The organism is Streptomyces sp. NBC_01716, assembly GCF_036248275.1.
Classification (GTDB): Bacteria; Actinomycetota; Actinomycetes; order Streptomycetales; family Streptomycetaceae; genus Streptomyces.
Genome location: NZ_CP109181.1, coordinates 4,019,242 through 4,045,285, shown reverse-complemented (window position 1 = coordinate 4,045,285; position 26,044 = coordinate 4,019,242). Strand labels below are relative to the sequence as shown.

Annotated in this window: 21 protein-coding genes and 1 pseudogene; 13 read left to right on the top strand and 9 right to left on the bottom strand. The window is 70.1% G+C overall.

Translation table 11 applies throughout. From position 1 onward, the window contains the following. Positions 1-89: 89 nt before the first annotated feature. From OIE74_RS17515 to OIE74_RS17490, 6 genes and pseudogenes are all read left to right on the top strand, one after another. Positions 90-1,154 (top strand): phytanoyl-CoA dioxygenase family protein, encoded by a 1,065-nt coding sequence (locus OIE74_RS17515; RefSeq protein ID WP_329384343.1) that lies wholly within the window; start codon positions 90-92, stop codon positions 1,152-1,154. Beyond that, positions 1,136-2,455, top strand: a complete 1,320-nt coding sequence (locus tag OIE74_RS17510) for a DUF6271 family protein (RefSeq protein ID WP_329384340.1) — start codon at positions 1,136-1,138, stop codon at positions 2,453-2,455. The genes OIE74_RS17515 and OIE74_RS17510 overlap by 19 nt, the downstream gene beginning before the upstream one ends. Beyond that, positions 2,455-3,669 (top strand): annotated as a pseudogene (locus tag OIE74_RS17505) (type III PLP-dependent enzyme); the annotation flags it as partial. The gene OIE74_RS17510 and the pseudogene OIE74_RS17505, both read left to right, overlap by 1 nt. Before the next feature lie 15 nt (positions 3,670-3,684). Further along, on the top strand, positions 3,685-4,227 hold the full coding sequence (locus OIE74_RS17500) for a GNAT family N-acetyltransferase (protein ID WP_329392334.1): 543 nt from the start codon (positions 3,685-3,687) through the stop codon (positions 4,225-4,227). Positions 4,228-4,232: 5 nt separating this feature from the next. Next, positions 4,233-5,426: an MFS transporter gene (locus OIE74_RS17495; RefSeq protein ID WP_329384337.1), complete on the top strand. Its 1,194-nt coding sequence runs from the start codon at positions 4,233-4,235 to the stop codon at positions 5,424-5,426. 60 nt (positions 5,427-5,486) lie between these two features. Next, positions 5,487-6,527, top strand: a complete 1,041-nt coding sequence (locus OIE74_RS17490; RefSeq protein ID WP_329384335.1) for a hypothetical protein — start codon at positions 5,487-5,489, stop codon at positions 6,525-6,527. On the opposite strand, the gene OIE74_RS17485 is transcribed toward OIE74_RS17490, so the two are convergent. The 4 genes from OIE74_RS17485 to OIE74_RS17470 all read right to left on the bottom strand — a co-directional run bounded on the left by OIE74_RS17485 (position 6,524) and on the right by OIE74_RS17470 (position 11,184). After that, complete coding sequence (locus OIE74_RS17485; RefSeq protein ID WP_329384333.1) at positions 6,524-7,417, bottom strand: hypothetical protein; 894 nt, start codon at positions 7,415-7,417, stop codon at positions 6,524-6,526. The two genes, OIE74_RS17490 and OIE74_RS17485, sit on opposite strands and share 4 nt — an antisense overlap. Continuing rightward, positions 7,414-9,474, bottom strand: coding sequence for a hypothetical protein (locus OIE74_RS17480; RefSeq protein WP_329384330.1), 2,061 nt, complete (start codon positions 9,472-9,474; stop codon positions 7,414-7,416). Before OIE74_RS17480 ends, OIE74_RS17485 begins: the two co-directional genes overlap by 4 nt. Then, a complete protein-coding gene (locus OIE74_RS17475) occupies positions 9,471-10,379 on the bottom strand; it encodes a hypothetical protein (RefSeq protein ID WP_329384328.1) in 909 nt (302 codons plus the stop codon). The genes OIE74_RS17480 and OIE74_RS17475 overlap by 4 nt, the downstream gene beginning before the upstream one ends. 160 nt (positions 10,380-10,539) lie before the next feature. Next, positions 10,540-11,184, bottom strand: a complete 645-nt coding sequence (locus OIE74_RS17470; RefSeq protein WP_443076145.1) for a Crp/Fnr family transcriptional regulator — start codon at positions 11,182-11,184, stop codon at positions 10,540-10,542. A 239-nt stretch (positions 11,185-11,423) separates the two neighbouring features. Here OIE74_RS17470 and OIE74_RS17465 point away from each other — a divergent pair, with 239 nt between their 5' ends. From OIE74_RS17465 to OIE74_RS17445, 5 genes are all read left to right on the top strand, one after another. Next, positions 11,424-12,647: a Clp protease N-terminal domain-containing protein gene (locus OIE74_RS17465; RefSeq protein WP_329384322.1), complete on the top strand. Its 1,224-nt coding sequence runs from the start codon at positions 11,424-11,426 to the stop codon at positions 12,645-12,647. Positions 12,648-12,716: 69 nt separating this feature from the next. Continuing rightward, on the top strand, positions 12,717-14,141 hold the full coding sequence (locus OIE74_RS17460; protein WP_329384317.1) for a sensor histidine kinase: 1,425 nt from the start codon (positions 12,717-12,719) through the stop codon (positions 14,139-14,141). 4 nt (positions 14,142-14,145) lie between these two features. Beyond that, a complete protein-coding gene (locus OIE74_RS17455) occupies positions 14,146-14,790 on the top strand; it encodes a response regulator transcription factor (protein WP_329384314.1) in 645 nt (214 codons plus the stop codon). 245 nt (positions 14,791-15,035) lie between these two features. Further along, on the top strand, positions 15,036-15,452 hold the full coding sequence (locus tag OIE74_RS17450) for a BlaI/MecI/CopY family transcriptional regulator (RefSeq protein ID WP_329384307.1): 417 nt from the start codon (positions 15,036-15,038) through the stop codon (positions 15,450-15,452). Further along, entirely contained in the window at positions 15,449-16,351 is a 903-nt protein-coding gene (locus OIE74_RS17445) for a M56 family metallopeptidase (RefSeq protein WP_329384306.1), read from the top strand. The genes OIE74_RS17450 and OIE74_RS17445 overlap by 4 nt, the downstream gene beginning before the upstream one ends. Here the strand turns inward: OIE74_RS17445 and OIE74_RS17440 are convergent. After that, on the bottom strand, positions 16,348-17,385 hold the full coding sequence (locus OIE74_RS17440) for a C40 family peptidase (RefSeq protein WP_329384304.1): 1,038 nt from the start codon (positions 17,383-17,385) through the stop codon (positions 16,348-16,350). The genes OIE74_RS17445 and OIE74_RS17440 overlap by 4 nt on opposite strands. A gap of 210 nt (positions 17,386-17,595) precedes the next feature. Between OIE74_RS17440 and OIE74_RS17435 the strand changes: the two genes are divergently transcribed. Then, a complete protein-coding gene (locus OIE74_RS17435) occupies positions 17,596-18,033 on the top strand; it encodes a hypothetical protein (protein ID WP_329384301.1) in 438 nt (145 codons plus the stop codon). A gap of 57 nt (positions 18,034-18,090) precedes the next feature. Here the strand turns inward: OIE74_RS17435 and OIE74_RS17430 are convergent, their stop codons facing one another. From OIE74_RS17430 to OIE74_RS17415, 4 genes are all read right to left on the bottom strand, one after another. Then, positions 18,091-18,531 (bottom strand): VOC family protein, encoded by a 441-nt coding sequence (locus tag OIE74_RS17430; RefSeq protein ID WP_329384298.1) that lies wholly within the window; start codon positions 18,529-18,531, stop codon positions 18,091-18,093. 213 nt (positions 18,532-18,744) lie between these two features. Further along, the gene (locus OIE74_RS17425; RefSeq protein WP_329384295.1) at positions 18,745-19,590 is read right to left on the bottom strand and encodes a PIG-L family deacetylase; all 846 of its coding nucleotides are present in this window, start codon (positions 19,588-19,590) and stop codon (positions 18,745-18,747) included. A 280-nt stretch (positions 19,591-19,870) separates the two neighbouring features. Next, positions 19,871-20,680 carry an SAM-dependent methyltransferase gene (locus OIE74_RS17420; RefSeq protein ID WP_329384292.1) on the bottom strand — a complete coding sequence of 270 codons (810 nt, stop codon included), beginning with the start codon at positions 20,678-20,680 and terminating at the stop codon, positions 19,871-19,873. Positions 20,681-20,837: 157 nt separating this feature from the next. Continuing rightward, positions 20,838-22,490 carry a SpoIIE family protein phosphatase gene (locus OIE74_RS17415; RefSeq protein WP_329384289.1) on the bottom strand — a complete coding sequence of 551 codons (1,653 nt, stop codon included), beginning with the start codon at positions 22,488-22,490 and terminating at the stop codon, positions 20,838-20,840. A 329-nt stretch (positions 22,491-22,819) separates the two neighbouring features. Here OIE74_RS17415 and OIE74_RS17410 point away from each other — a divergent pair, with 329 nt between their 5' ends. Next, complete coding sequence (locus tag OIE74_RS17410; RefSeq protein ID WP_329384286.1) at positions 22,820-26,029, top strand: family 78 glycoside hydrolase catalytic domain; 3,210 nt, start codon at positions 22,820-22,822, stop codon at positions 26,027-26,029. Positions 26,030-26,044: the final 15 nt, after the last annotated feature.

Below are 26,044 nucleotides of genomic sequence, written 5' to 3'. Positions count from 1 at the left end.
CGCCGGCGGACATGACCGCCGACGACGCGCCCCGCGTCGTCCGTTCGTTCCCTTTGTCGCGACTCCGCCACCGAGTCTCGGAGCAACGCATGCCAACGGCTAATCCGTATCTCCACCGTGCCGCCACCGACCGCCCCTACTTCAGCGCGGACGGTGAGACCTACCTCGCCCAGACACCGCTGCGCGACATCAAGAAGACGCGTCCGCTTCGCGTCCTGTCCGAAGAGGACTTCACTTTCTGGCAGACCTACGGCTACGTCGTGGTGAAGCAGGCGATACCGGCGGAGTCCGCCCGGCGTCTGCTGGACTTCACCTGGGACTTCCAGGGTCTGGATCCCGAACGCCCGGAGACCTGGTACGACGAGCGGGAGTACCGCTCCGAACTGGACCAGGAGCTGCACATCTACGGCTTCGTGGAGGCGTACCACCACCAGCTTCTGTGGGAGAGCCGCCAGAGCCGCCGTGTCTACGACGCGTTCGCCGACGTGTGGGACTGCGAGGAACTCTGGGTCACCCTGGACCGGTTGAACCTCAACCCGCCCAACATCAAGACCCGTGACCGGTCCCTGATCGAATTCCGTGAGACGGGCTTCGACATCAACCTCCACTGGGACGTGGACTCCACACTGGGCATCCCGCCGCAGCGGGTCCAGGGCATCATCGCCCTGAACGACACCAACGCGGAACAGGGCGGCTTCCAGTGCTGCCCCGAGCTCTTCCGCGGATTCGACCGCTGGAAGGCTCTCCAGCCGGCCGACCGTGACCCGATCCGCCCCGCGATCGACCGGGCCGAACTCCCCGTCGTACGGCCCGATCTGGAGGCCGGCGACCTGCTGATCTTCAACGGTTTCCTGGCCCACGGCGTGGCCCCCAACCGCTCGCAGGACAAGGCGCGCGCGGTGCAGTACCTCTCGATGATGCCCGCACTCGACGGCCACCGGAGCCTGCGCCGCGAGCGCGTCGAGTCCTGGCGCGACGTCACCACACCGACCTGGAACGGGACGCTGCTGGGCGACGCGACCCGCCCCGAGGCCGAGAGGTACGGCCGGGCCCAGCTCGACGAACTGGGCAGCAAGCTCCTGGGTCTCAAGGGCTGGCGCGGACAGGACCTCGACGAGCGCGACGGGGAGCGGGCATGCGAAGAATCTGCCTGACGCTGCCCACCAACCGGGCCTGCCCGGCGACCATCGAGGCCATCGGCGCGGAGGCGGTCCACGCCGCCGAGCACTTCGACGTCGAGGTGCACCTGCTGATCCTGGACTCGTGCGACACCCCGACGTACGAGGAGCACGCCGCCGCCGTGCGCCGTCTTCCCGGGCACCCGCGCGTCGTTCCCCACCACCTGGACGAGGCCGGCCAGAAGGACTTCCTGGAGCGGACGATCGGCCGGGCCGATGCCACCAAACCCGAGCTGCTGCTGCGCCTCATGCTGCCGGACTCACTCTCGTACGGCGCCTGCACCAACCGCGCCTTCCTGATCAGCTTCGCCCTCGGGTGCGAGTCGGTCCACCGCAGGGACTCCGACAGCCGCTACCAAGTGGCCGACGGCGCACCGGTCTTCCCCATCCACCATGAACTGACCTCGCTCGGCCGCCCGGCCGCGGAGGCCGCCCGGTCCGTCTCCGAGACGGAACTGGCCCCCGAGCACGCGGACCGGCCGGTGAGCATGGTCGGCAGCTCCTTCATCGGCCCGCCGTCGGTGGACATCGACGAGATCGAGTCGATCGACGGCGACGTGTACCACGACGTCGTCAGCCTATGGGCTCCCCTGGACTGGTCTCCGGAGCAGAAGCGGGAACTGGTCGAGGAGTCCTTCCGGGGCGCCGGCAGTGCCGCGTTCGACCAGGACCGTACGACGCTGTCCCTGGTCGACCCCATGCGGGTCGACATGTGCAACATCGCCTTCCACGGCGTGCACGGGCGCGTCCCGCTGCCCCCGGCCACCGACACCATCGGCAGCGACTACTTCCTGATCCACCTCGTGTACGACGCCGGGCTGCCGGGCGTCCTGCACAACCGCAACATCGTGAACTTCTACACGGCCGAACGCCGGACCGACCAGGGGTTCGTCGCGTACCAGACGCGCTTCGCCAAGTTCCTGCTCTCGATGCTCTATTACAACGTTGTCTACGACGCTCTGGGCCGAGCAGGGGACACCCTGCTCGACGACGAGGGGCACGTGCGCGCCCGCGCCGTCGCCGAACTCGTACGCGAGAGCACCGGAGTTGACACGGCCGACAACCGCGAGCGCCTGCGCCGCCTCGACACGGCGTACCGCGAACTGGGCGGCCGTTACGCCGACTTCGCCGACCATCTGGCCCCGCACCGTGACCGTCTCCTAGACGAGGCGCGGAGCGACATGGAGGATTTCGCCCTCCTCACCGAGGAGTGGGAGCGGCTGGTGCGCGCGGCCCGCCGGACGCCCGTGCTCAACCCGGTGGGGGAGGACAGGTGATGAAGGAACTCCCGGCACGGCTGACGGACGGGTTGACGGACGCGCCGGCCCACGGATTGATTGACGCGCTCACGCGCGCCGACCACGACCAGATCGTTCTCGACCTGGACGGGATCGGAGAGCGGTACAGCACACTGCTCGACGAACTCCCCGGCACCGACATCCGCTTCGCCATGAAGGCATGCCCGGTGGACGACGTCATCGCGCACCTGGCGGACCAGGGCTGCGGTGTCGACGGGGCGAGCCTCCCGGAACTCGCCCAGGCACTGCGGGCCGGGGTGCCGGTCGGCCGGATCCACTACGGCAACACCATCAAGTCCGACCAGGACATCGCGGCGGCCCACCGGATGGGCATCACCGACTTCGCCACCGACAGCGTCGAGGACGTGCGGGCCGTCGCCGCCCACGCGCCGGGGGCCCGGGTCTTCTGCCGGGTGGCGACGGCGGGCGGCGGAGCCCTGTGGGGGCTCAAGGACAAGTTCGGCTGCTCGCCCGAGGACGCCGTACGCGTACTGGAGACCGCCAGGTCGCTCGGCCTCACCCCGGCCGGGCTCTCGGTCCACGTCGGCTCGCAGCAGATGGACCCGGACGCCTGGCACGCCGCGGTCGAGCGGATCGCCGATGTCATGGACGCCCTCGGCCGGCGCGGCATCGTGCTCGACCACGTCAATCTCGGCGGCGGTCTTCCCGCACTGGGCTACACCGACCGGCGCGGGGTGCAGCTGGACCCTCCGATCGACAAGATCTTCGCCGTACTGCGCGAGGGCATGGCCCAACTGCGGCGGACCCACGGCGCGCAGCTGCGCTTCGTCATGGAACCGGGACGCTTCCTCGTCGCGGACCAGGGGGCCGTCCGGGGCCGGGTGGTCCGCCTGTCGGAGCGGGAGATGCCGGACGGCAACCGCAGGCACTGGCTCTATCTGAGCTGCGGCAAGTTCAACGGGCTGTACGAGATGGACGCGCTCCAGTACCGCCTCGTCTTCCCCACCCATCGCGACGACGCCCCCACGGTCCCCGTCGTGGTCGCCGGTCCCACCTGCGACAGCGACGACGCCTACGCCGCCGAGCACCGCCCGGTGCGGGTACCCGCCGAACTGGCCTCCGGTGACCCGGTGTGGGTCCTGTCCACCGGGGCGTACGGGGTCAGCTACATGACCGAGGGCTTCAACGGCGTCGCCCCGCTGCCCCGTACGACGACGGGCGGCGGACGGCGTGCGGCGGACAGGAGGTTGGGGACGGGGGACGGCGGCATCCGGATCCGCCCCATCGGGGAGGACGACTGGGACGCCGTTGTCACCCTGGAGTCCGACGCCTACACCGGGCTCGGGCTCTCCGAGGGGCGCGCCGCCCTGAGGTCCCGGGCCGACGCCTCGCCCGACACCTGTTTCCTCCTGGAGACCGCCGACGGGCCGGCCGGCTATCTGCTCGCGCTCCCCTACCCGGCCGGCCGGTACCCGGACCTGGAGCGGCCGGAGGAGAGCGGCTTCCGCTCGCGCAACCTCCATCTCCACGACATCGTGATCGCCCCCGCGTACCGCCGGCAGGGCCTGGGCCGCCGCCTCGTGGCACATCTGGACCGGACGGCCCGGTCCCAGGGCTACGAGCGGATATCCCTCGTCGCGGTCGGCGGGAGCGAACAGTTCTGGTCGGCGCGCGGCTTCACCGCGCACCCCGACGCGGTGGCTTCCGGCAGCTACCCGGCGGGCGCCGTCTACATGTCCCGTACCGTCCCGGCGCCAGCCGTCCCGTCCCCCCTACCCGAAGCGAGCTGAGCCCGGTGCTCCGTGTCCACGACCCCTTCCTCCGCGGACAGTTGGCGACAGCCGCCCTCTTCTCCTCCCTGGGCTTCCAGTACGCCACCTGGGCCTCACGCATCCCGGCGTTCAAGGCCGATCTCCACCTGACGTCGGCCGAGGTCGGGTTCTTCCTGATGGCGGCGGGTGTCGGCGCCGCGGTGTCCTTCCCCCTGGTGGCGTACCTGATGCGGCGTCTGGGCTCGCAACAGCTCGCGCTGTTGTCCGCCCTCGGCCTCACCCTGATGCTGCTGGCCCTCTCGGTGGCGCCGAACTACCCGGTGGCGCTTCTGGTGATGTGCGTGGACGGCGTCCTCGTGGGGTGCCTGAACACCGCGATGAACGCGCAGGGGGCGGCCCTGGAGACCACGTACGGTCGCAACACCATGGCCAAGCTGCACGCCACGTTCAGCGCCGGGTCGTTCGCGGCGGCGCTGCTCGCCTCCGGCATGAACGCGGTCACCTCGTCCGTCGTCGCCCACTTCGGCGTCGCGGCGCTCCTGCTCGTCATCCTGGCCGCCTGCGCGCGTACGGGACTGCTCCCGGACGAAGGAGCCCCTGCCGAGACCGAGGAGAAGAAGACGTCCCGCACCCGCACCGGTTGGACGCTGCCCACCGGCGTCACCCTCTGGATGTGCTGTGCGATGGCCTTCGGCACCGTGGCCGAAGGAGCCATGAACGACTGGTCCACGCTCTACATGGAGGACATCGCGCTGGCGTCGGAGCAGGTCGCGCCGCTGGGCATCGCGGTCGTCTCCGGAGCGATGGTGGCGGCCCGCCTCCTCGCCGACGGCTGGCGCGCCCGCTGGGGCGACGGCAGGGTGGTCGTACTGGGCAGCGTGGTCGCCGGGGTGGGCCTGGGCACGGCCCTGCTGGCGGGCGGCGTGATCCCGGCCCTGCTCGGCTTCGGCGCGGTGGGCCTGGGCGTCGCGGCGGTAACCCCGTGCGTCTACGTGGCGGCGGCGAAACGCGGCTCGGACACCCTGACCCTGGTCGCCGCGATGGGCACCACGGGCCTGCTGGCGGGCCCCCCACTCATCGGCTTCGTGGCGAACGCGAGCAGCCTGGCGTGGGGCCTCGGCCTGGTCTCCGTCTGCGCCTTCGTGGTCACGCTGTGCGCCACCCGGATCCCGTGGGAGACGCCGGCGCCCCGGACGGAGCCACTGCCGGCGGACTAGTGCGTGTCCGGCGGGGCACCGCCCTGGGATGATTCACCTGTCCTGGGGCGGGGAGGTCCGATGGCCGATGTGTTCGCGTGCGCGCGGTGCGGCGCCGTGCTGACCGCCTCCGTGTCGCGGGTCGCGCTTCCGGTTCATGCCCATCACACGTACGGACACGACATGCTTCCCGCGCTCATGGAACCGGGGACGTACGCCGTCGATCCGGAGCCCTCCGGGCCGCCTTGGCGGCCGTGGAGCGAGATCGGTGCGGATGAGGCAGAGGCTCGCGGCATCTTCGCGCCCGTGCACGCCCTCTCCTTCGGTGCGCCGGGGGCGGTCGTCGTCGCGCCGGGCGACACCCGTGGCACCGTCCTGATCCCGGAGCGGTGCGACGGCTACTGCCTGGGGCTGGACGGGAGGGACGGCCCGAACCTCGCGTGTGCCCGATGCGGGTTGGCGGTGGCGACACGCATCGATGACTGCTCCCTCTGGCAGGCGGTGTGGCTCGCGCCGGACGCCGTGCGCCGGCTTCCCGCCGAAGGCTCCGCCGGCCGGACCGTCGAGTGGAAGGGCACCCCCTCGGTCGAGCAGTCCGGCAGGTGGAACCCGAGGTGGGAGGCGGCGGTCGGGGCGGCGCTGGCACACATGCTGGCTGCTTCGGCGGGCGCGCCTGTGGCGGTCCCTGACGGCCTCGTCGCGGACACCTTCGGCCGCGCGCTCGAAACGCTGCTCCCGCCGGGCCCGCCGCCGAAGCGAGCGGGCCTCGCCGGCCCGAACCTGCCTGCCCCGCACCCTGTTGCCGACATCGCCCTGGTCCCACGGCATCCACGAACGGGTAAGACGTGGCAGCCGCCCGGTACGGCTAAAGCCGTACCGTTGGCCGCCGACGTGTGGACCGCTCTGGCCTTCCCCCGCGAACAGCAGCCGGTTCCGGCGACAGGCGGCATGCCCGAGGGCGTCTTCCGCGACGACCCCCTGCCGCCGTACCCGCACGAGCTGTTCCGCCCCGACTCGAAGGTTTTCCTCCACACGCTGGCACGCCTGCCTGCGGTCCGTGAGCCATGGCTGCGCAGGATCTACGACCACGTGCGAAAGCACCCGTACGCCCGCCCGTTCTAGGATCCGTTCCAGCCCTCCGTCCCGTCGTCATGGCCGAGCCGGTGCAGGATCTCGTCGCCCTGGGGGACCCCGATGTCGCTGAGGACGCGTGCCAGGTTGACTCCGACGAAGCCCCGGTCCTCCGGTGTCAGTGACTGAAGCGTCGCTGCCAGGGTGTGTTCCCAACTGTCCTTGTCGGAGAGGAGATTGCGGTGGGTCACCGTCCATTCGAGCACGTCCTTCGCCTGTTCCGGCTGGGTCAGCAGCCAGAGGGCGGCCAGGCCGACGGGACCGCCCGCGATGACCTCCCGGTAGAAGCGGTACGCCTCACGGTGGGCTTCGCCGAAGCCTGGCGGGAGGGCGGGTTCCGCACCGGTGCCGGGGGTGGGCAGGAGCGCGGCCGGCGGGTCCAGGAACCAGTACGTGAGGCCGAAGCCGTCGATCACCCGTGGCCGGCCGGGCGGTTCGATCTCTGTCGTACCGAAGTGGGGCGGCGGCCGTCGTAGCGGGTCGGCCGGGCCGGGCAGGCTGGCGCTGTCGCTGATGTCGCGGGCCACCAGGTGCCGTGCCCGCTCCTCCGTGAGCCGGTTCCTCGCCGCGACGACCGGGTTGCTGATCCGCCAGGCGACTCTGTAGCGGGCAGGGGGTTTCGGCGCTCGGCGTGGGATGTCGACCGAGATCCGCCGTTCCGCGAGCGAGACCCACACGATGTCGAAGAAGTCCCGCTGACCCACTGTGCGCACTGTCGGCCGGGGATAGCCCCAGTAGTCCCCGTCGCGGGGCGGCACCATGCCGTCGGCCCCGTCGTCCGCGAGGAACACAAGCGCCCGGTTCTCCGGGGCACTGAAGCGGAGGCGGAGCAACTGCCAGGCCGGTGAGGACTTCAGAGGTGTGATGAGCGGACCGGTCATGAGGCGAACCCTTCTGTTGAGTAGGCCGTACGTATGCGGTGGCGGCGCAGGACGAATCGCAGGACGCCACGGTTGGTCCGGGCCGCGCTGGAAAGTGCTGCGAGGAAGCGTGGGAAGGCGGTCCGGCGCCGTGAGTCCGGGTCGCTCTCGATCACGGACAGACCCCTCGCCATCGCTTCGTGGGTGGCGGGGTCGTCCAGCGCGGTGATGACGAGGTCGAGGGCCCACTCGGGGTGGTCCGCGAGCAGGTCGGCCAGTCGCACGCGCTTTTTGCCCGGCGCTCTGGGCAGGGGGAAGGTATCCACGCTCACCGACTCGACGAAGTGAACGGCGAGGGCGTGACGCTGTGTGCCCGGCTCGGCCCCCTGCCACTGGCTCAACCTGTCCAGCACGAGGCCGTAGTTGGCGTCCTCGGAGAGAAGGGTGCTGAGAGCGAACGACACCGCCGTGCGCAATCTGCCGTCCAGGTCCTTGTCCGGCTCGCCGAGCACGGAGTCCAGCAGTCTCAGGGCGACGGCGGGCCGGGCCAGGCCGTAGCCGCCCGCGCAGGTCTCCGCCACGGTGCAGCGGAGGGGGACGGGGGCGGCCCGGCTCCATTGCCGTAGCTGTTCCCGTACCGCGCCGGTAAGGGCGGGGTGCTCGACCATCTGCCCGAGCGCGTAGGCCACCAGACGGCGTTGCCAGCGTTTGTTCGAGTCGGCGAAGGGGTGCAGCTGGCGCAGTGTGTCCGGGCCGGTCGCGTGGGCCAGTACCTTCCCGATCGCCCGGCCCGCCGCCAGCTCGATGCCGGGGTGGTGGGGAACCTCGCCCAAGGTCCTCGACAGCAGGTCCCCCATGCCTTCGTGGTCGAGCCACAGACAGCGGAGCAGGGCGTCCGACCGGTGGCGACCGGAGAAAACGACTGGCTGGACCGGATAGCGCTGCGCCGGTCCGAAGCCGGGCGGCAGTTGACGTGCCCCGACGGTCTCCAGCCGTTTCTCGAAGGAGGGCCCGAGAAGGTCGCGTGGCGTGTGAGCCCCGCGTTCGGCCGGCTCGGCCGCGACAGGTGCCGGGCCGCCGCGTTCCTCGATGCGGGGGCGCAGGATCGCGCTGAACTTCTCGATGACCGTACGGTCCTGTTCCGAGAGCAGCGAGATCGCCGCCATCAGGGCGAGGCTGTCGGCCTGGTGGCTCGATTTCGCCAGCGCTTTCCGGGCCGCCGTGAGGCTGCCGGCCTGTAGATCGTCGAGTACGGATGCGGCGGACTTTCCAGGTACGACGAAGAGATCACCCAGTCCCTCCGCCACCTCGACACCGTCCTGTGGCAGCGGATGGGCACGCAGATGGCCGGTGAAGTCCGCGGAGGCGAGGTACCTCAGTGCGTCGGCACCCTGCCCCGGGGTGAGTTCGCCCGCCTCAACCATGATTTTCAGACGCTTCGAGGCCACCTCGACCGGCGGTGGCGGGCGGTGTACGGCCTGCCAGGCCACCGTGTCGCCGGGCAGCTCCGTCTCCGCCCGTACGGTGACGATCAGATGGGCACCCGATCGAAGCAACACCTCGGCCAGCGCGGTGAGTACGACTTCGCTGAGCGAGTCGGCGGCCCTCGGTGACAAACCCTGGAGCAGATAGCCGCGCCTCTCCGTCGGGCGCCAGCGCGAGAGGTCGTCCGGTGAGTCCAGGCCGGTGATGCCGTCGGCTCCGTACCGCTCCGCGAGCAGTGCGAACGCGGCCGTGCTCGCGCCCGTTCCGCTGCCGGCCGTCAGCAGCAGAACGCGGCTGTCCAGCACCTTCCGGCACCGCGCGTAGGTGGGCGGTTCCACGAATCCGCGCAGTCGTTCGTGGACATCGGCCGCGGGGTAGGGGCCTTCCCGGAGCCGCGGCGGAACGATGAGGTCCGTGACGCTCTCGTCGAGCGTGGCCGCATTGATCACGGTGAAGTTGCCGCCGACCGGGCCCATGACTTGAGCGCCCTGGCCCAGCCGCTGATGATTGCCGCGGTAGGAGTCCCGTACCCCCGCCTGGTCGGCGCTCTCCGAACTGTCCGGGTCCGGGTCCGGGGCCGCCTCGGCGCTCACCGCTCGTCCCCGTCCCCGCCGACCCGCTTGTCCCCCGTCACGTTGTCGCCGCTGCCCCAGTGCTGGTTGGTACCTCGGTACGAGGTGGCACCGCCGGTGTAGGTGACGTCCCGTCCGACGTTCCCCATCACGGCAGCGCCCTCGCCCACGTGCTGGGTGTTGCCGCTGTACTGCGTGCCGGGCCGCGCGACCGGCTCCTGCTGCTGATCGACGGATTCGCCGCCCTGCTCCGCGGATTTCTCACGCGGTCGTACCCCGGCCTGCACCAGGTTTCCGGACGGCGACGGGACGTACAGCCAGGCCCGCTGCGAGAAGTTCTTCCCCTCCACGGTGGCCGGGACCTCCACGCAGCGTTCCGGGTGCAGTCCGGTGTACCCGCCGAGTACGACGTCCTCGTAGACGCGCTGGGAGATGACCGCCGCCAGGTGGGTGACCTGTTCGCTCGCCGCCGCCAGGATGGCCTTGACGGGACGGGAGTCCAGCAGCCGGTGTGTGTCGTTGCGTGCGGTGCCGTTGCCGTCGCCGGGGTTGTCCGCGTCCGGCAGCGGCCCGACGTGGACACTGGCCCGGAGCCTGATGCGGGGGCCCACGGACTGCTTGTTGTACGCGCCGAGGATGTCGTCCAGCACGCCCAGGAACGGCCAGAGGACATAGGGCAGCGACGCCGGGTCGAAGCCGAACACCACGCCGTCCCCGGTGTTGGCCGGAAACCGCTTGGAGTCACGCAGCTCGTGAAGCCCGGCCTGCTCCAGCGCCTGGTCGACGAGTTCGGGGATCAACTGGCTGACGGGGCCGTGCTGCACGGCGGGAAGACCGGTGAAGTCCTTCGCGTCCACGGCGAACAGGGCGCGGTAGGGAGGCAGCGGTCGGCTTTCGGAGTACGGGGCGGGAACGGGTGTGGTCATGCGTGATCTCCTCGTGGAGGGCAGGGCGTTGACGAAGCCGATGGCCGGCTGCTTCGAGGTTCCGCCGGTTCCGTGCGTGCGACTGCACAGTGGTGGGCGCTTCGCCGGTGTCTCACGTCACAGCGTCCGCGTGCCCCTGGGGCGAACCGCGTTCACCCGTCTACGGGGCGGCCGTCGCCCAGGCGCGCAGTACCTTCATGTCCCTGACGACGATCGTCCTGCGGGCCGTCTCCACCGCGCCGGACTCCCGCAGCCGTTGCAGTCCCGTGATGGCCGCGTTGCGGGTCACGCCGATCGCCTGGGCGATCTCCTCCTGGCTCAGACCGGTCAGTCGTACGACGTCCGATTCGGTTCCGGGCGCGGTGAGTTCGACCAGCCGCAGGAGAGCCCGCGCCAGCCGGACGACCAGCGGCAGGGTCAGCAGTTCGCTGCGGTGGGCGTCGGATTCCCGCAGTCGGGAAAGGGCCTGGCGCATCAAGTCCATGACGAGACCGCGCCGTTCGACGAATTGGCGGAACCGTTCCGCTTCGAGCACGACAGCCGTGCAGGGGGTGAGTGAGACCACTTCCGCCGTACGCGGGGTGCCGTTGAAGACGGATACCTCACCCAACAGGTCACCCGGTCCGCGGAAGGCCAGCCAGGTCATGACTCCGCCCGGCTCCCGTGACACGACTTTGGCAAGGCCGTCGGTGAGTGCGAGCAGGTGCGTTCCCGCGGAGCCCTGCCTCAGCATCACGCTACGTTCGCGAAACGTACGGACAGTTCCCTGCCCCAACAACTCACGCCATGCGTCGTCCGACAGCACCCGTCGCCTTCCCCGCCGGCGTCACTCCCCGCTGATCCCACAAGTTCTACGCCGGACCTCCCGCTTTCACCGCGAGTCGCAAGACCTTGTCCGAGAACAACCGACGGCCGCAATCCGGCCGTTGCGGACAAGTCGCCTGGCCGTTCGGACCGGAAGCGTGGCAGGTCGGCCGACGCGGAGCCGGAGGGCGCGGGCTAGCGTCCTTCTCGGCAGGTGACACCAGGGAGAGGAAGACACCGATGGATCAGCGAACTTCCGAGCGCGACGCCGGTGCGACCACCGAGTTCGAGATCGACGTCGTCAAGCTGTTGCTGGAGACGATGAGCAACGTGGACAAGCAGGAACGCGAGGATGCCGGTACGGAAAGCCTGCTTGCCGCGCTCGTGTCGGGTGACTCCGCCGCAGGTTCCGCGATCGCCCCCGGGATGAGGGCCTCCGGCTCGCTCAGCGGTTCGATCTCGGCCCGTGGGACATCCGTGTGGGTCAGCGACGACACGGGTGACGGCGCGGCGGGAGCCCCGGACGACGAGCGGGAGATCGACTCTGTCTGGCGGGAGGTCCGGCAGGACAGGGCCAGCAGGCTGCGCTGGAAGAACCGGAAGAAGGAGGAAGCGGAGCGGGAAAGTGTTGAACTCCCGCCGGTGACCGGTGCGTTGCGGGCCTGTCTGCGCAATGCGCTGGTGAACGCACGGGAGGAGGGGGCCGTTTCGGTGCGTGTGCGCCATGTGGCGTACGCACTGGTCGAGTTGCCCGATACACGTGCCCGCGAGGCCATGGTCGTGGAGAAGGTGGACATCTCCGCGGCCTCGGCCGCGCTCGACGCGTTGCGTGGGAGCGACACAGCGCCGGAGCCCGGCTCGGTGTTGATGCTGCGCAAGTCGGGGACGTTCGGGAAGAGCGGCAATCCGCTGACCCGGAAGTTCAGCGCGTGGGTGTTCGGGGGCGGCGCGGGGTTCGGTTCCTCGGTCGTGAGCGCGGTGCGCGCGGAGGCGCTGCGGGGGGCGGTGCGGCGCGGGGCGCCGGAGCAGGAGCCCGTCGACGTACTGCTGGGAATCCTGGCGCTGGACCGGTCGTTGGCCGTCGCGGGACGTGAGCTGCCGGAGAAGCTGACGGGCGCGAACCAGGGGGCGGAACTGCTGCGCCGGTACGGCGCACGGCTGGACGCTGTCGCCCGGGTGCTGTTCTCTGCCACCGGGGCCGCGGAGGGGGAGCTCCCGTTGGGCGACGGAACCGCCGACCGCGACCGACGGCTTCTGCACGTCGCGCAGTACACCGCTTCCTCCCAGGGCTCGCCCACGGTCGGTACCACCCATCTGCTGGCAGCCCTGCTGGACAAGACCGGGACGGACGCGGAGTCCGCGGCGGAGATCGAGCGTGTACTGGCCGAGAGCGGGGTGGACGTCGCCGCGCTGCGCGCGGAGCCGGAACTCCGGGTCCCGGGAGGAGCGGCACGAGCTGCCTGAGGCCGCGACGGTTCGCCGACGCGTATGACGAGAACAGCCGTTGAGCACGGCGCCCACACGGAGGAAACCATGACCCCGGCCGTGCGACCGTGGAGGCGGACGCGCCGCGAGGCCGCCACGATCCGGGACGCGGTGCGCGCCGCGCCCCGGCGGACCGTCGCCATGGAGTCCGTACTCGTCGGCCTGGTCCTGCTGTGCTCGCTGGCGCCGATTTCGCTGATACCGCCGGCCCACCCGGTCACGACGGCCCTCCTGGGGGTGTGGGCGGCGCTGCTGGTGCCCGCGCGGCGGCTGTACCCGGCCCTGACGGTCCTGTGCTGCGTGCCGGTGGTCGCCGGGGACAACGTGTGGGCGATGGTGGTGGCGCCGTTCGTCGTGTGGTCCGCCGCGCGCCGCATCGCCCCAGCACGGCGCGCCTGGAAGGTGGTTGGGGCGAGCGCTGCCGGCTCCGCGCTCGCCGCGACCGCCGCGCAGTCCCTCAGCGGACTCCCGACGATGCCGTACCTGGCCGCCGGAGCCGGCCTGAGCGGGCTGTTCATCCTGCTGCCCGCGCTGTCCGGCATGATGCTGGGGCGTCGCCGTCCGCTGACCGGGCTGTTGCGCGAACGCAATGCCTACCTCGAACAGGCCCGCTTCCTCACCGACGAGGCGGCCCGCATGGAGGAACGGGCGCGCATCGCCGCCGAGATGCACGATCTGCTCGGCCACCGCATCGGCCTCATCTCGATGCACGCCGGAGCCCTCCAGCTCGCCGCCGAACGACAGGCACCTCCGCTGGCCGCCCAGGCCGAACTCCTGCGCACCACCGCGGGAACAGCCATGGAAGAGCTGCGGGGCATCCTCGGCGTCCTGCGGCACCAGTCCTACGAGGAGACCGGCGAGCGGGGGACCCGCGAGGATCTCGCTGCCCTCGTCGCGGACTCCCGGAACGCGGGAGCCGACGCCGAACTGCACTGGAACGCGACGGGAGTTGCGGACGCCGACGCCCGCACCCGGCAGGCCGTACACCGTGTGACCCGCGAAGGACTCGCCAACGCGCTGAAGCACGCGTCCGGCGCGCCCGTCCGTGTGACGTACGACGACGAGGGGGACATGGTGGTGGTCTCCGTCGTCAACGACGCGCCGCCGGTGCCCCGTTCGCCCGGGGACGGGAGCCGCAGCGGACTCGTCGGTCTCCGGGAGAGGATCGGCCTGCTCGGGGGCACCCTCAGCGCCGGGCCGAGTCCGGAGGGCGGCTTCGCCCTCTCCGCCCGGATACCCGCCCGGCCCGCCGTGCCGAAGCCGGTGTACGCGCCCTCGCCTGTGTACGCGCCGTCGTCCGTGTACGCCGCTTCGTCCGGGCCGGTGTCCGGCGGGGCGGGCTCCCAGCCCCCGCTGTCCACGGAAGTCCTCACCTGGCCCCGCCTCCTGGGCGGGGGCTGCGCGGCGATGCTGGTGTTGCTTCCGACGGTCGGTGGCACCCTCCTCCTATTGATCATGGCGGTTCTACACTGAACCGATGATCCGAGTGCTGATCGCCGACGACGAGGCCCTGATGCGCGCCGGGATCCGGCTGATCCTGGAGAACGACGACGAGATCCGTATCGTGGCCGAGGCCCAGGACGCCCGCGAGGCCGTCGAGGCCTGCCGCGCACACCTCGTCGATGTCGCCCTCCTCGACATCCGTATGCCGGGCGACGGCATCACCGGCGCCGCCGAGATCGCCCGCCACTCGCCCCGCACCCGGGTGGTGATGCTGACGGCCTTCGGCGAGGAACCGAGCGTCACCCGCGCCCTGCGCGCCGGAGCGCACGGCTACCTCCTCAAGGACACCGGCCCCCGCGACCTCATCGACGCCGTACGCCGCGCCGCCGCCGGAGAACCTGTCCTCGCCCCGCAGGTCACCCGCCAACTCATCGACTTCCGGACCCGGTCGGGCCACAACAGCGACGCCGCGTCACGTCGGATCGCGGACCTGACGCCGACCGAGCGGGACGTCCTCCGGCTGCTGGGCACCGGCCTCTCCAACGCCGGCATCGCCGCACAGCTCCACCTGAGCTCCGGCACGGTCAAGGCGCACATCAGCAGCATCCTCACCCGCACCGACTGCACCAACCGCGTCCAGGCGGCGGTGCTGGCGCAGGAGGCGGGGCTGCACGACTGACCCGCTCCGCCCTGCGGCGCCCGCGGTGCCCGCCCCGGAGAAGCCGCCGCGCGGCAGGGGAAGTTCCAGCAGATGTACAGCAAGCTGTTCGAAACCCAGCCGCGTTGACGACGAGTTCAGGGACCTCATCGAGGCTCGGCTTGCCCGGTGAACGCGCGGGACATGGCCGGCCCGGAGGGTGTCCGGGCACGTCTACGATGGCGAGGTGGGCGAAGAGCCGGTTGACGGTGGAAGGGACTCCGGAAGTGCGGTGGCTGGGGAACCTGGAAGCCGAGATCATGGACTGTCTGTGGAAGTGGGGGAGACCCGCGACCGTCCGTGAGGTGGTCGACGAGATCAACACGCGGCGGCCGGCGGCGTACACGACTGTCATGACGGTGGCGTCGATCCTCCACGGCAAAGGGTGGCTGACGAGACAGAAGCAGGGCCAGGCGTGGCTCTACACACCTGTGCGCAGCCGTGAGGCGTACGCGGCGGCCCTCATGGAGGACGCGCTGGGAGCGAGCGAGGACCGGCGGGTCGCGTTGGCGCACTTCGTGGAACGCATGTCGGACGACGAAGTGGCCGCGCTGCGCGAAGCGTTGCGCGACGCCGACCGCGACATCGACGGCGCCTCGGACCGCAGCACCGACCGTGTCACCGACCATGACGTCGAGCCGTGAACGCCGCCCCCGCACTGCTCGGTTACGCCGCCGCCGTCGGCGTGCTCGCACCACGCGTGATGCTGCGCAGCGCGTGGCCGCACCGGGCACCGGTGCTGGCCGCCGCTGTGTGGTTCGCGCTCGCGGCGTCCTTCTCCGTGTGTGTTGCCCTCGCCGCACTCCATCTCGCGACGCCGGGCGCCCATCTGCACGGAATCCTCTACTCGTGCGGCGTGGCACTGGGCGTCGGCCCGCCTGGCGCCGGCGCGGTGCGGTTCCTGGGCATCGGTGTTGCGGCGGCCGTACCGACAGCCCTCGTGGCCGCCTTCACGTACCTCGTACTGCGAGCCCGCGTGGCCCGCTCCCGGCACCGCGAGGTCCTGGACAAGGTGGGCCGACCGTCGGCGAGGCTGCGCGCCACGGTCCTTGAGCACGCGACCCCCGCCGCCTACTGCCTGCCGGGCCGCCGTTCCAGGATCGTGGTGAGCAGCGGCGCCGTGGAGCTGCTGTCCGACGCCGAGATCGCCGCGGTCGTGGAGCACGAGCGCGTCCACATCGCCGGCCGCCACCATCTCCTTCTCGCGGCGGCGCGGTCCTTCGCCGTTGTGTTCAAGGGAGTGCCGCTGGCCAGGCAGACGGGGGAGCAGATCCCGCTCCTGCTGGAGATGGCCGCCGACGACGGGGCCCTGCACGTGCATTCCCAGCGGACGCTGATCACCGCGATGTTCGAGATGGCGTCGGCCGAGACGGTCCCGAAGGGCGCGCTGTCCGCAGGGGGACGCACCGTGCACATACGGCTGCGCCGGATCCTGGCGCCGGCCCGGCGTACGCATCCCGCGTTCCGGGCCGTTGTGGCCGGGGCAGCCGTACTGATGCCGCTGCTGCCTCTCCTGGTTGCTTGTCCTCCGGGACTGGCTTAGAGGCGCACGCCCCACATGAACGGCATGCCGCTGCGGGCGATCGACTCGTAGCGAACCTGCGCGCCCGGCTTCGGGGAGTGCAGGATCTGGCCGTTCCCGGCGTAGAAGCCGACATGGCTCAGGTCGGTGCGCATGATGATCAGGTCGCCCGGCTTGAGCGCGCTCAGTGAGTTGATCCGGGTGCCCACGTTGGCCTGGTCCTGGGACGTACGGGGTATGGCGACACCGCCCTGCTGGAACGCCCAGGACGTCAGGCCGGAGCAGTCGAAGGAGTTCGGGCCGGCCGCTCCCCATACGTACGGCATGCCGACCCGGCTCTTCGCCGCGGCGAAGGCCGCCGCGCCGCGCTGTGACGCACTGGCCTCGTCGCCGAGGTCGACGCGGTCGCTGTCGCGGTTCACCCGGTCCTCCTCGGCCGTCCGCTCCGCGCGTTCCTCGGCCGTCAGCGAGTTGAGGAGGGTCTGCGCCTTCGCCAGCTTGCCCTGGATCTCCTTCTTCTTGTTCCCCAGCTCTTTACGCGTGTCCTGAAGCGCCTTCAGCTGTTCGCCGGCCCGCGCCCGCAGCTGCTGCGATGTGCGCTGCCGGGACTGGTACTGCTTGAGCGTCTCCGCCTGCCGGTCGCTCAGCCGGTCCAGGTCGGACGCCTTGTCCAGATAGCTGTCCGGGTCGGTGGAAAGCAGCAACTGCACCGACGGGTCCAGCCCGCCGCTGCGGTACTGGGCGGTGGCCACCGAGCCGAGACGGTTGCGGAGTTCGTTCAGACCGTCCTGGCGGCGGGCCGCCGAGTCCTGGAGACTGTCGACCCGCTTTTCGAGCTTGTCGGCCTTCTCCTTCGCCCCGCTGTACTTCTCCGTGGCCTGGGTCGCTTCCTCGTACAGGCGATCGATCTGCGCCTGGACACCCTTCTTGTTCGGGTCGGGAAGCGGGTCGGCGGACGCGGACTGGGTCGACAGCGCCACGGCAGCCGCGGCGGTCGCTGTGAGCATGCCCGTGTACGCGGGGTTCGGCTGCTTAGGACGACGATGGGACGCCACTGAGGCGAGCTCCTTCTTCCTCCGCCGTCACCCCGGGTGGGCGAATCGCTTTGCGAGGACTTGACCGCTGATACTAATCATCTTAGTGGCTGACTCCAAGTCCTCCGGGTCTCAACGGTCTTGAACCCCGACGGCGCGGAGACAGGTGAACGACGCGCCCCACCGGTACGTACCTCCCGACACACCCGACCCGGCAGGAAGGCAACACCGGTGACCGCACCTCGCGCCCACCCCGCACGCACCACGAGTGCGCTCGCCGTGCCCCTCCTCCTGGCAGCCCTGGTCATGGGCTGCTCGGCCGATCCGGCCGTCAGGGCGAGCCCACCCCGGAAGGCGACCACCACGCCTGCCCCCTCGGCCGCACCCGCGAGCATCGAGAAGATCGCGTCCATGACGGGCTGCTCGGCGGAGATGCGTACCGAGGCCGAAGAACTCCGCGAGGCGGTGTGCGTCACTCCGGAGGGCAACTGGATCGTGACGACCTTCCCGACCGAGAAACTCAAGCTGACGTGGCTGGATACGGCGAGCATGTACGGCGGTACCTACCTCGTCGGCCCGAGATGGGCAATCGGCGCCAAGCCCCAACTGCTCAAGACGCTCCGCACGAAGGTGGGCGGCGAACTCCAGGAACTGCGCGGCATGAACTAGCGTTCCAGGCGAAGGCGACGATGATCTCGTTCGGCCGCGTGGTTCGGTTTCTCCTTCTCAGCTCAGTTGCTCGGCCAGTCCGACGATGATGCCCTCCGGGCCGCGTACGTAGCAGAGCAGATAGCTGTCCTCGAACCGGGCCATCTCGCCGACGAGTTCGGCGCCGTGCGGGCGCAGGCGGGCAACCGTGTCCTCGATGTCGTCGACGGCGAACATGACGCGGTGCGTGCCCAGAATGTTGTGCGGCCGGTTGCGCGGCCCGGCGCCGATCGCCGCGGGGCTGCGGTACTTCGCCAGCTCAAGCCGGCTGTGACCGTCCGGGGTCCGGACCATCGCGATGTCACAGTGGACGCCGTCGAGTCCGGTGCACTGATCGGCGACGAGGCCCTTGACCTCCGCCCTGCCCTCCAGCTCCATACCGAGTTCCACGAAGAACGCGATGGCGGCATCCATGTCCTCGACGACGATGCCGACGTTGTCCATCCGCTGAATCGCCATGCTGGCTTCTCCTTCTTCCTCGTGCGGCCGGTCGTGGCCGCTGATGTCCCCGGGACGGAGCCGGTGGCACGTTCTCGACATCCGCAGACCGCCGAACTCCGAAAAATCTGACTTGGTCCACCTGGATGCGGCGGCTCCTCGGAGTGGGACGAGGAGGGCAGGTCCGTTGAGGCCGATGAGCTTTCCCGAGCCCCGGCCGGCCGGACGGAGGGATCAGCGCAGTCCGGCGAAGAGATCGTTCTCGGGTACGGTCGCGCCGGTGGCGTCCTTGACACGTACGAAGGTCTCCGTGCCCATCAACTCGCCGAACTTCTCCTTGCCCATCTTGAGGAAGAAGATGTTCTCGCCCTGACTGGCGTGCGCGGCCAGCGCGTCGAACTTCTGACCGCTGAACGCGGTGGTGTCCACCCACGTGGTGATCTCGTCGTCGGGGAGGCCGATCTCGGCCATCGCGGCGGCCTCGGCGGGATCCGGCTCCGGCTCTGACTCCGGCACGTCCTCCTGAAATTCGCGCATGGTCTCCCCGAACCGCTGCATCAGCGAGCGGGGCATCGTCGTCCAGTAAACCTTCGGTGTCAGCGCGGTCATCTCCAGCGCCGCCATCGTGATGCGGTGGGCCTGGATGTGGTCGGGGTGGCCGTAGAAGCCGTTCTCGTCGTAGGTGACGACCACATCGGGCCGGTAATGCCGCATGAGTTCCGCGAGCCGGGCGGCGCCTTCCTCCACGGGTGTCTGCCAGAAGGATCCCGGGGCGTCGTTGCTCGGCCAGCCCGCCATCCCGGAGTCGGCGTAGTCCAGCATCTCCAGATCGCTGATCTTCAGGACGTCACAGCTCTCCTCAAGTTCTTGCCGGCGCAGCAAGGCGACGGCCGCCGGATCGTGACCGGGGTCGCCCGGCTTGACACCCCCCGGCCCGTCACCGCAACCGCCGTCGGTACACGTCACAAGAACGGTGCGGATGCCTTCCGCCGCGTACCGCGCGAGGATCCCTCCGGTTCCGGTGGCCTCGTCGTCGGGGTGGGCGTGTACTGCCATGAGCGTCAAGGGCCGGTCAGTCATGGGACAGTCCTTCTGTAGAAATACGTCTTGGTCCGGGTACGCGACGGGCGTACCGCGATCCCGACGGCCTGGATCCAGGCAGGGGCGGACGACCTCATGGTCTCCGTGTTCCCTGCCCTGCGACGTCGGTCTCTCGGATGCAACGGCGCCGGCCGGACCGGCTGTTCCCGGCGCGGCGCCGCTGTTACTACACGTGGCTCGGCCACTCCTTCGCGGGACCAGCCAGGCGAACCCGCCGCGCACGAGGCATCACCCCGGCGCAGGTCTCTTCAGGGTTGCTTCAGGGCTTTCTGGCAACCGCCCCGTACATGGCGATGTCGCGGCCGTCGATGCCGGCCTGCTCAGGGCCGGGGCGCCAGGTGTGCACCTGGGTGACTCCTGGCTCCTGTAGTTCCAGGTCCTCGAAGAACGAGGTGGCGGTGGGGAGATCGCGTAGCGCCATGGGCATGTTCTGCTGCCGGTATTCCTCTGCCACCCGGTTGACTTCCTCGGGCGCGAAGTCGGCGGTGCCGATGGTCATCGCCAGATAGCTGCCGGACGGCAGCGGTTCCAGGAGCCGCTTGATCAGGCGCCGGTCGTCCGGAGGCAGGATGAAGTGCAGGATGCCGATCACCATCAGGCCGACGGGCTGGTTCAGATCGATGAGGTCACGGAACTCGGGGCTGTCCAGGATGGTGTCGGGGTGGTGCATGTCGGCGTCCACATACGCGGTGGCCCCTTCGGCTGAGCTCTGCAGCAGGGCGCGGGCGTGGGCGAGGACGATGGGGTCGTTGTCGACGTAGACCACGCGTGATTCCGGCGCCACCTCCTGCACGACCTCATGCAGGTTGGGCGAGGTCGGCAGACCGGTCCCGACGTCGAGGAACTGGCGGATGCCCCGCTCCTCGGCAAGGAAGCGGCCGGCGCGGTGCATGAATCGGCGGTTTTCCATCATGTGGACGGGCAGGGCGGGCCAGTGCCGGCACATGGCGTCGCCCGCTTCGACATCGGCGGGATAGTGATCCTTGCCGCCCAGAATGTAGTCGTACACCCGGGCGGAGTGGGCGCGCGAAGTGGCAAGTCCGCTCTGTCGATCGTGCGGAGCATTCATGCGGCGCCTCTTTCGGTCAAGGACGGCTCACCAACGGTATAAACGTGGTGTTCCGGGTGCAAGCGAAACAGCGGAATGAGGATGCGTCCGGCAGGACGGCCAAGCCGGCCCTCGGTGGGGCGAGGGCAGGGCCGGGGGCTGGGCCGGGGGCTGGGCATCACCGCTCCCTCCGGGCTTGCAGGGCGATGACGGCGATGTCGTCCCGGCGGTTCTTGACGGGCGGCAGGAGCCCTCGGATCAGGGTCAGCTGGGGTACCCCCTTTCGGACCAGCGCGTCGGTGTGCTCACGCAGGCGCTGGAGGCCGTCACCGATGTCCGTACCCGGCACCTCCACGAGTCCGTCGGTGTAGAGCACCAAGGTGTCGCCCTCCCGGATGACCGCGTGGAGGTCGGTACGGGGGAGGGCCTCGCCGACGCACAGGGGTGGGTCCGAGGCCGTGAGGTCGTGCAGATACCGCGATGGCGCGCCGGCCGGGATCAGCAGGGGTGGCGGGTGGCCGGCGTTGGACAGGGCGATGTGCCAGGCATCGTCCGCCTGCCGGTGCAGGACCGCGTGCACCGCCGTGACCATCGACGGGCTGTCGAGCGCCTGCACGATGCGGTCGAGCCGGCTCAAGGTGGCCGCCGGGCTGGCGGCCGGACCGCTGTCGTAGGCGAGTCCCCTCAGAATGCTGTTGACACGCCCCATCGCGGTGGCCGCGTCCAGGTCGTGACCTGCGATGTCGCCGATGGTCAGGGCGAGCGAGTCGGCCGAGAGTCTGACGGCGTCGTACCAGTCCCCGCCGACCTCGGCGGCCGAGTCGGCCGGATGGTAGAGCGCCGTGATGACGAGACCTTCGACGGACGGCGGGACGGCCAGGAAGGACTGCTGCAGTACGAGGGCCATGTCGCGGATGCTCTGCAGTTCCATTGTCCGGCGCAGGGGCTCGCTCATCTGCTGAAAGACGTCCTGCAGCAGGGAGAGGTCGGCCTCGTCCGAGGGCGGGTTGCCCCGGCAGGTCGCTGTAGTCGCCAGCGCGACAGTCCGGCCGTCCACCACGACGGGCAGCAGGGCCACGCTCGTCGCGTCGGCCTCCCGCAGCCACCGGACGGTGACCTTGGAAAGACTGTCCTCGGGCGGCTCTCCGGGCGGGAAGGTCAGCAGCCCCGCCTCCTGGCTCTCGATGGCCTCTTGTGCGGCCGGCCCCAGCAGGAAGTCCGCGTCCAGCGGATGGATGGGAGGCAGTCCGGGAGCAAGCCCCACCCGCTCTGCCGACGCCGCGGTCGGTACTCCATCGGAAGTCCGGAAAGCGGCTTGGGTGTCGCCTTGTACGTGGAAGACAGCGACGGCGTCGGCGAGTTCAGGCACGACGGCTGCCGCAGTGGTCAGAAAGGCCTCGGACAGGTTGTGCGCGGCCGGTACCGGTGCCATGCGAGCCAGCAGCTTCTCCCGCATGCGGGAGCGCCAGTCGTCCTCGGCATCGGTGGCGGTACCGACCCACTCCACTTCCCCGCTCCGGTCCACGACAGGTGCAGCGATGATCTTGATGTGGCGGAAACGGTCGGGGGCGTCCTCAAGCCGTACTCGTACGATCGTGTCGAGGGGAGACCGCTGCTGATTGGCCTTGCGCCACGCCCGCTGGAACCAGTCCCGGTCCTTCGGATGCACCGCGTCCATCCATGAGCTCTCACCGTCGGGGTGCCACAGCCTCTCCGGCATCCCGCTGCCCATCAGCAGAGTGACGACCCCGTCGGCCGACATCACCCAGACCGACTGCGGTACGGCGCCCAGGAGTGCTTCGTACCGTCTGAGAAGAGATCCTTCGTTCACCGCCCCCTCAGCCCCGCTCCGCACCGAACACCAGAGGATCATCGCCACTCATGGTCCGATCATCCCTTGCATGCCGGACAACAGCACGCCCTGGCCCTACAACAGCATGCCCTTGGCCCTTCGAGGGTCTGTTCTCAACGCGGCTGCGGTGCCACCTGCCGTTGACAGCGAGCGCGGTGTCGATGAGGAGCGAGAGCTCCTCTTCCGTTGATGTATATCGTTTCACTTCTGCCTCGCTCGTTTCTTTCGTCCAATCTGTTGACCTGTTTTCTGGACAGCGCCTAGCCTCCGAGGACCCGAATGAAACCTTTCATCCGCGGAGGCTGCCCATGTCCAGACTCCCGACGCGCAGAACCGCCCTGCAACTGGGTGCCGCCGCGTCCGCTTCTGTCGTGTTCACCGGACCCCGGGCGTCCGCCGCCGCGCAGGGCAAAGGCAAAGGCAAGGGCGAGGGCGCGCCACCCGCGCCCATCGGACTGCTGACCGACCTGCTTCCCCAGGGCCTGGGCACCACCGCCGGACAGCGGCCCCGGTTCAGCTGGCAGGTCCCCGACCTCGGCCCCGGCACCCGCCAGCGTGCCTACCAGCTGGAAGTCGCCACCACCCCGGCCGGGTTCGAGAACCACCGACTGGTCTGGAGCAGCGGCAGGGTGGCCGCTGCCGACTCCACCGCCGTGGCCTACGGCGGACCGGCGCTGAAACCGCGTACCGCCTACTGGTGGCGGGTCCGCAGCTGGGGGGACAAGCGATCGTCGTCGTGGTCGGAGCCGGTGCTGATGGCGACCGCGGTGGAGGACGAGTGGCGGGCCGAGCCCATCTGGGCCCCGGCCGGGCCCACCATGACGGACGGTACCTTCGCCACTCGCCTGAAGATCACCGCGGTGGCGGCCGGTCTGTGGTTCCGGGCCACCGACACCGCCAACAACTACATGTGGCAACTGCGCGCCGACGGTATCGCCGGAGTGCTGCGCAAGCACGTGTGCGTGAACGGTACCTACAGCGTCCTCGGCGAGGTGACTCTGCCCTTCCCGGTCGCGACCGGTGAGTGGCTGGACCTCTCCGTCACGATGACCGGCTCCACCTTCACCACCGGCGTCAACGGCACCGTCGTCGACACCACCACCCACACCCGCTACCCGGCGGGCAACATCGGCTTGCGCAACGGCCGCACCGAGTCGCAGGTGTACGACAGCGTCCGCTTCACCGCGGCCGACGGCACCGTGCTGCTCCAGGACGACTTCGCCTCCCACAAAGGCACGTTCTCCGCGGGCACTGTCGCGAACGGCGTCCTCACCTTCCCCACCGGCGCCTTCTCGCTCTCCTCCTACGGCGGCGACAACACCTGGGCGCTGCTGCGGCACGAGTACGGCCTGGCGTACGGCAAGAGGGTCGCCGCCGCCGTGCTGCACGTGGCCGCCACCTCCGCCAACCCGGCCAGGCAGTACGTGGCCAAAGTGTGGAGCAACGGCAGCCTGGTCGGCTACGCCTCCGTACGCTCCGGCTCCGGGGTCGCGTACCAGTCCTTCGACATCACCGACACCCTGCGCGCCGGCCGGGCCAACGCTCTGGCCGCGCTGTGTCATACCCCCTCGGAGCAGAAGTTCCTGGCCCAACTGGAGATCACCTACACCGACGGCAGCCGGGCCACCATCGGCTCGGGCGGCGACTGGAGAGCCCGCGGCGAGCACGGCCTGCTCCCGGGCGGGGGCAGCGCGGGCAGCAGCTTCTTCACCGCGCCCCAGGAGTACTGGGATCTGCGCAACGAGCCCGTCGGCTGGACCGAGCCCGGCTTCGACGACGCCGACTGGCTCACCCCCGCATCCCGCTCGGTCATCGACGGCCTGGTCCCGGCGCTCATCGAGCCCGTACGGCTGCACGACGTCACCCCTGCCTCGGTGACCGAAGTGGCTGATGGCCGCTGGCTGGTTGACCTCGGCCGGGAGATCGCCGGCGGGCTGGCCCTGGAGGTCACCGGGAACGCGGGTGACACCGTGGAGGTACGCCTCGGCGAGGAGCTCAACGCCGACGGCACCGTGAAGTATCAGTTGCGGGCCACCAACCTCTACCGCGAGGTGTGGACCCTGCGCGACGGTCCCCAGCGCTTCGAGCACTGGGGTTACCGCGGCTTCCGCTGGGCCGAGCTGCGCACCTCCGTCGACCTGTCCCGGGCGACCGTCAGGGGCCGCGCCTGGAAGCTCGACTGGGACGAATCCGACTCCCGCTTCAGCAGCTCGGACCCCGATCTGGACCGGGTCTGGGACCTGTGCCGCTACTCCATCGAGGCGACCCGCGGTGACCTCTACCAGGACACCCCGACCCGCGAGCGCGGCCCCTACGAGGGCGACGCGCTGATCAACCAGCTCTCCGAGTACGGCGTGCAGCGCTCGTACGCGCTCGCCCGGTGGTCCAACGACTATCTGGTCCGCCAGGGCACCTGGCCCACCGAGTACCGGCTGATGTGCGCGATCTCCGCCTGGGAGGACTATCTCGCCACCGGCGACGACCGGCAGCTCGCCAAGGACTACGCCCTGCTCGCCGCCAAGAACCTCACCTCATATCTGGGTCCCGACGGTCTGGTTCACAAGTCGCCCGGCAACTCCAGCCAGGATCTCGGTGACTTGGTCGACTGGCCCGCCACCAGCCGCGACGGCTACGTCTTCACCAGTGTCAACACCGTCGTCAACGCCTTCCAGTACGCGGCCTTCGACGCTCTCGCCAAGTGCGCCGACGCCCTCGGCGAGAGCGATGAGGAAGCGTTGATGCGGGAGCGGGCCGACACCCTCGCCGCCGCCATGCGCGACACCCTGCTCGACACCTCGGCGGGTCGGTTCCGCGATGGTGTGGGCACCACCCACAGTGCCCAGCACGCCACCGCCTTCCCGGTCGCGCTCGGTGTCGACGCCTCCCTCGACGGCGAGGTGCTGACCAGGATGGGCGACACTCTCGCCGCGGGCGGTATGAAGATGAGCGTGTACGGGGCGCAGTTCCTGCTCGACGCGTTGTTCCGGCTCGGCCGCGCCGACGCCGCGCTCGCGTTGCTCACCTCCAGGGCCACCAACTCATGGCTGCACATGATCGACGACCTGAAGGCCACCATTGTCGCGGAGGCATGGGACCCGTCCCTGAAGCCGAACATGACCTTCTCCCACGCCTGGGCCTCCGCCCCCGCCAACGCCGTGGCCCGGCACGTACTGGGCGTCCAGGTCACGGAACCGGGCGCGGCCGGGTTCCGTGTCCGGCCCAGGACCGGGAGGCTGACCCGGGTCGACGGAACGGTCCCGTCCGTGCGCGGCCCCGTCTCGGTCTCCCTGCGCCGTTCCAAGGGCACGCACTCCCTCAGAGTGACCGTGCCGCCCAACACCCGGGCGGTGGTGGAACTGGAGATCGGCGACGCCGACCCGGGGGCGTACCGGGTGGCCATGTCGGCCGCGGACGCGCACGGAGGCGTCAAGATGACATCGTTCGACGACCTGACCGGCACGGTGCTGCGGGTCGGCCCGGTCGGCTCGGGTACGACGGTGATCGCGTTGCGTGCGTAGCTGCGTGCGTAGGCG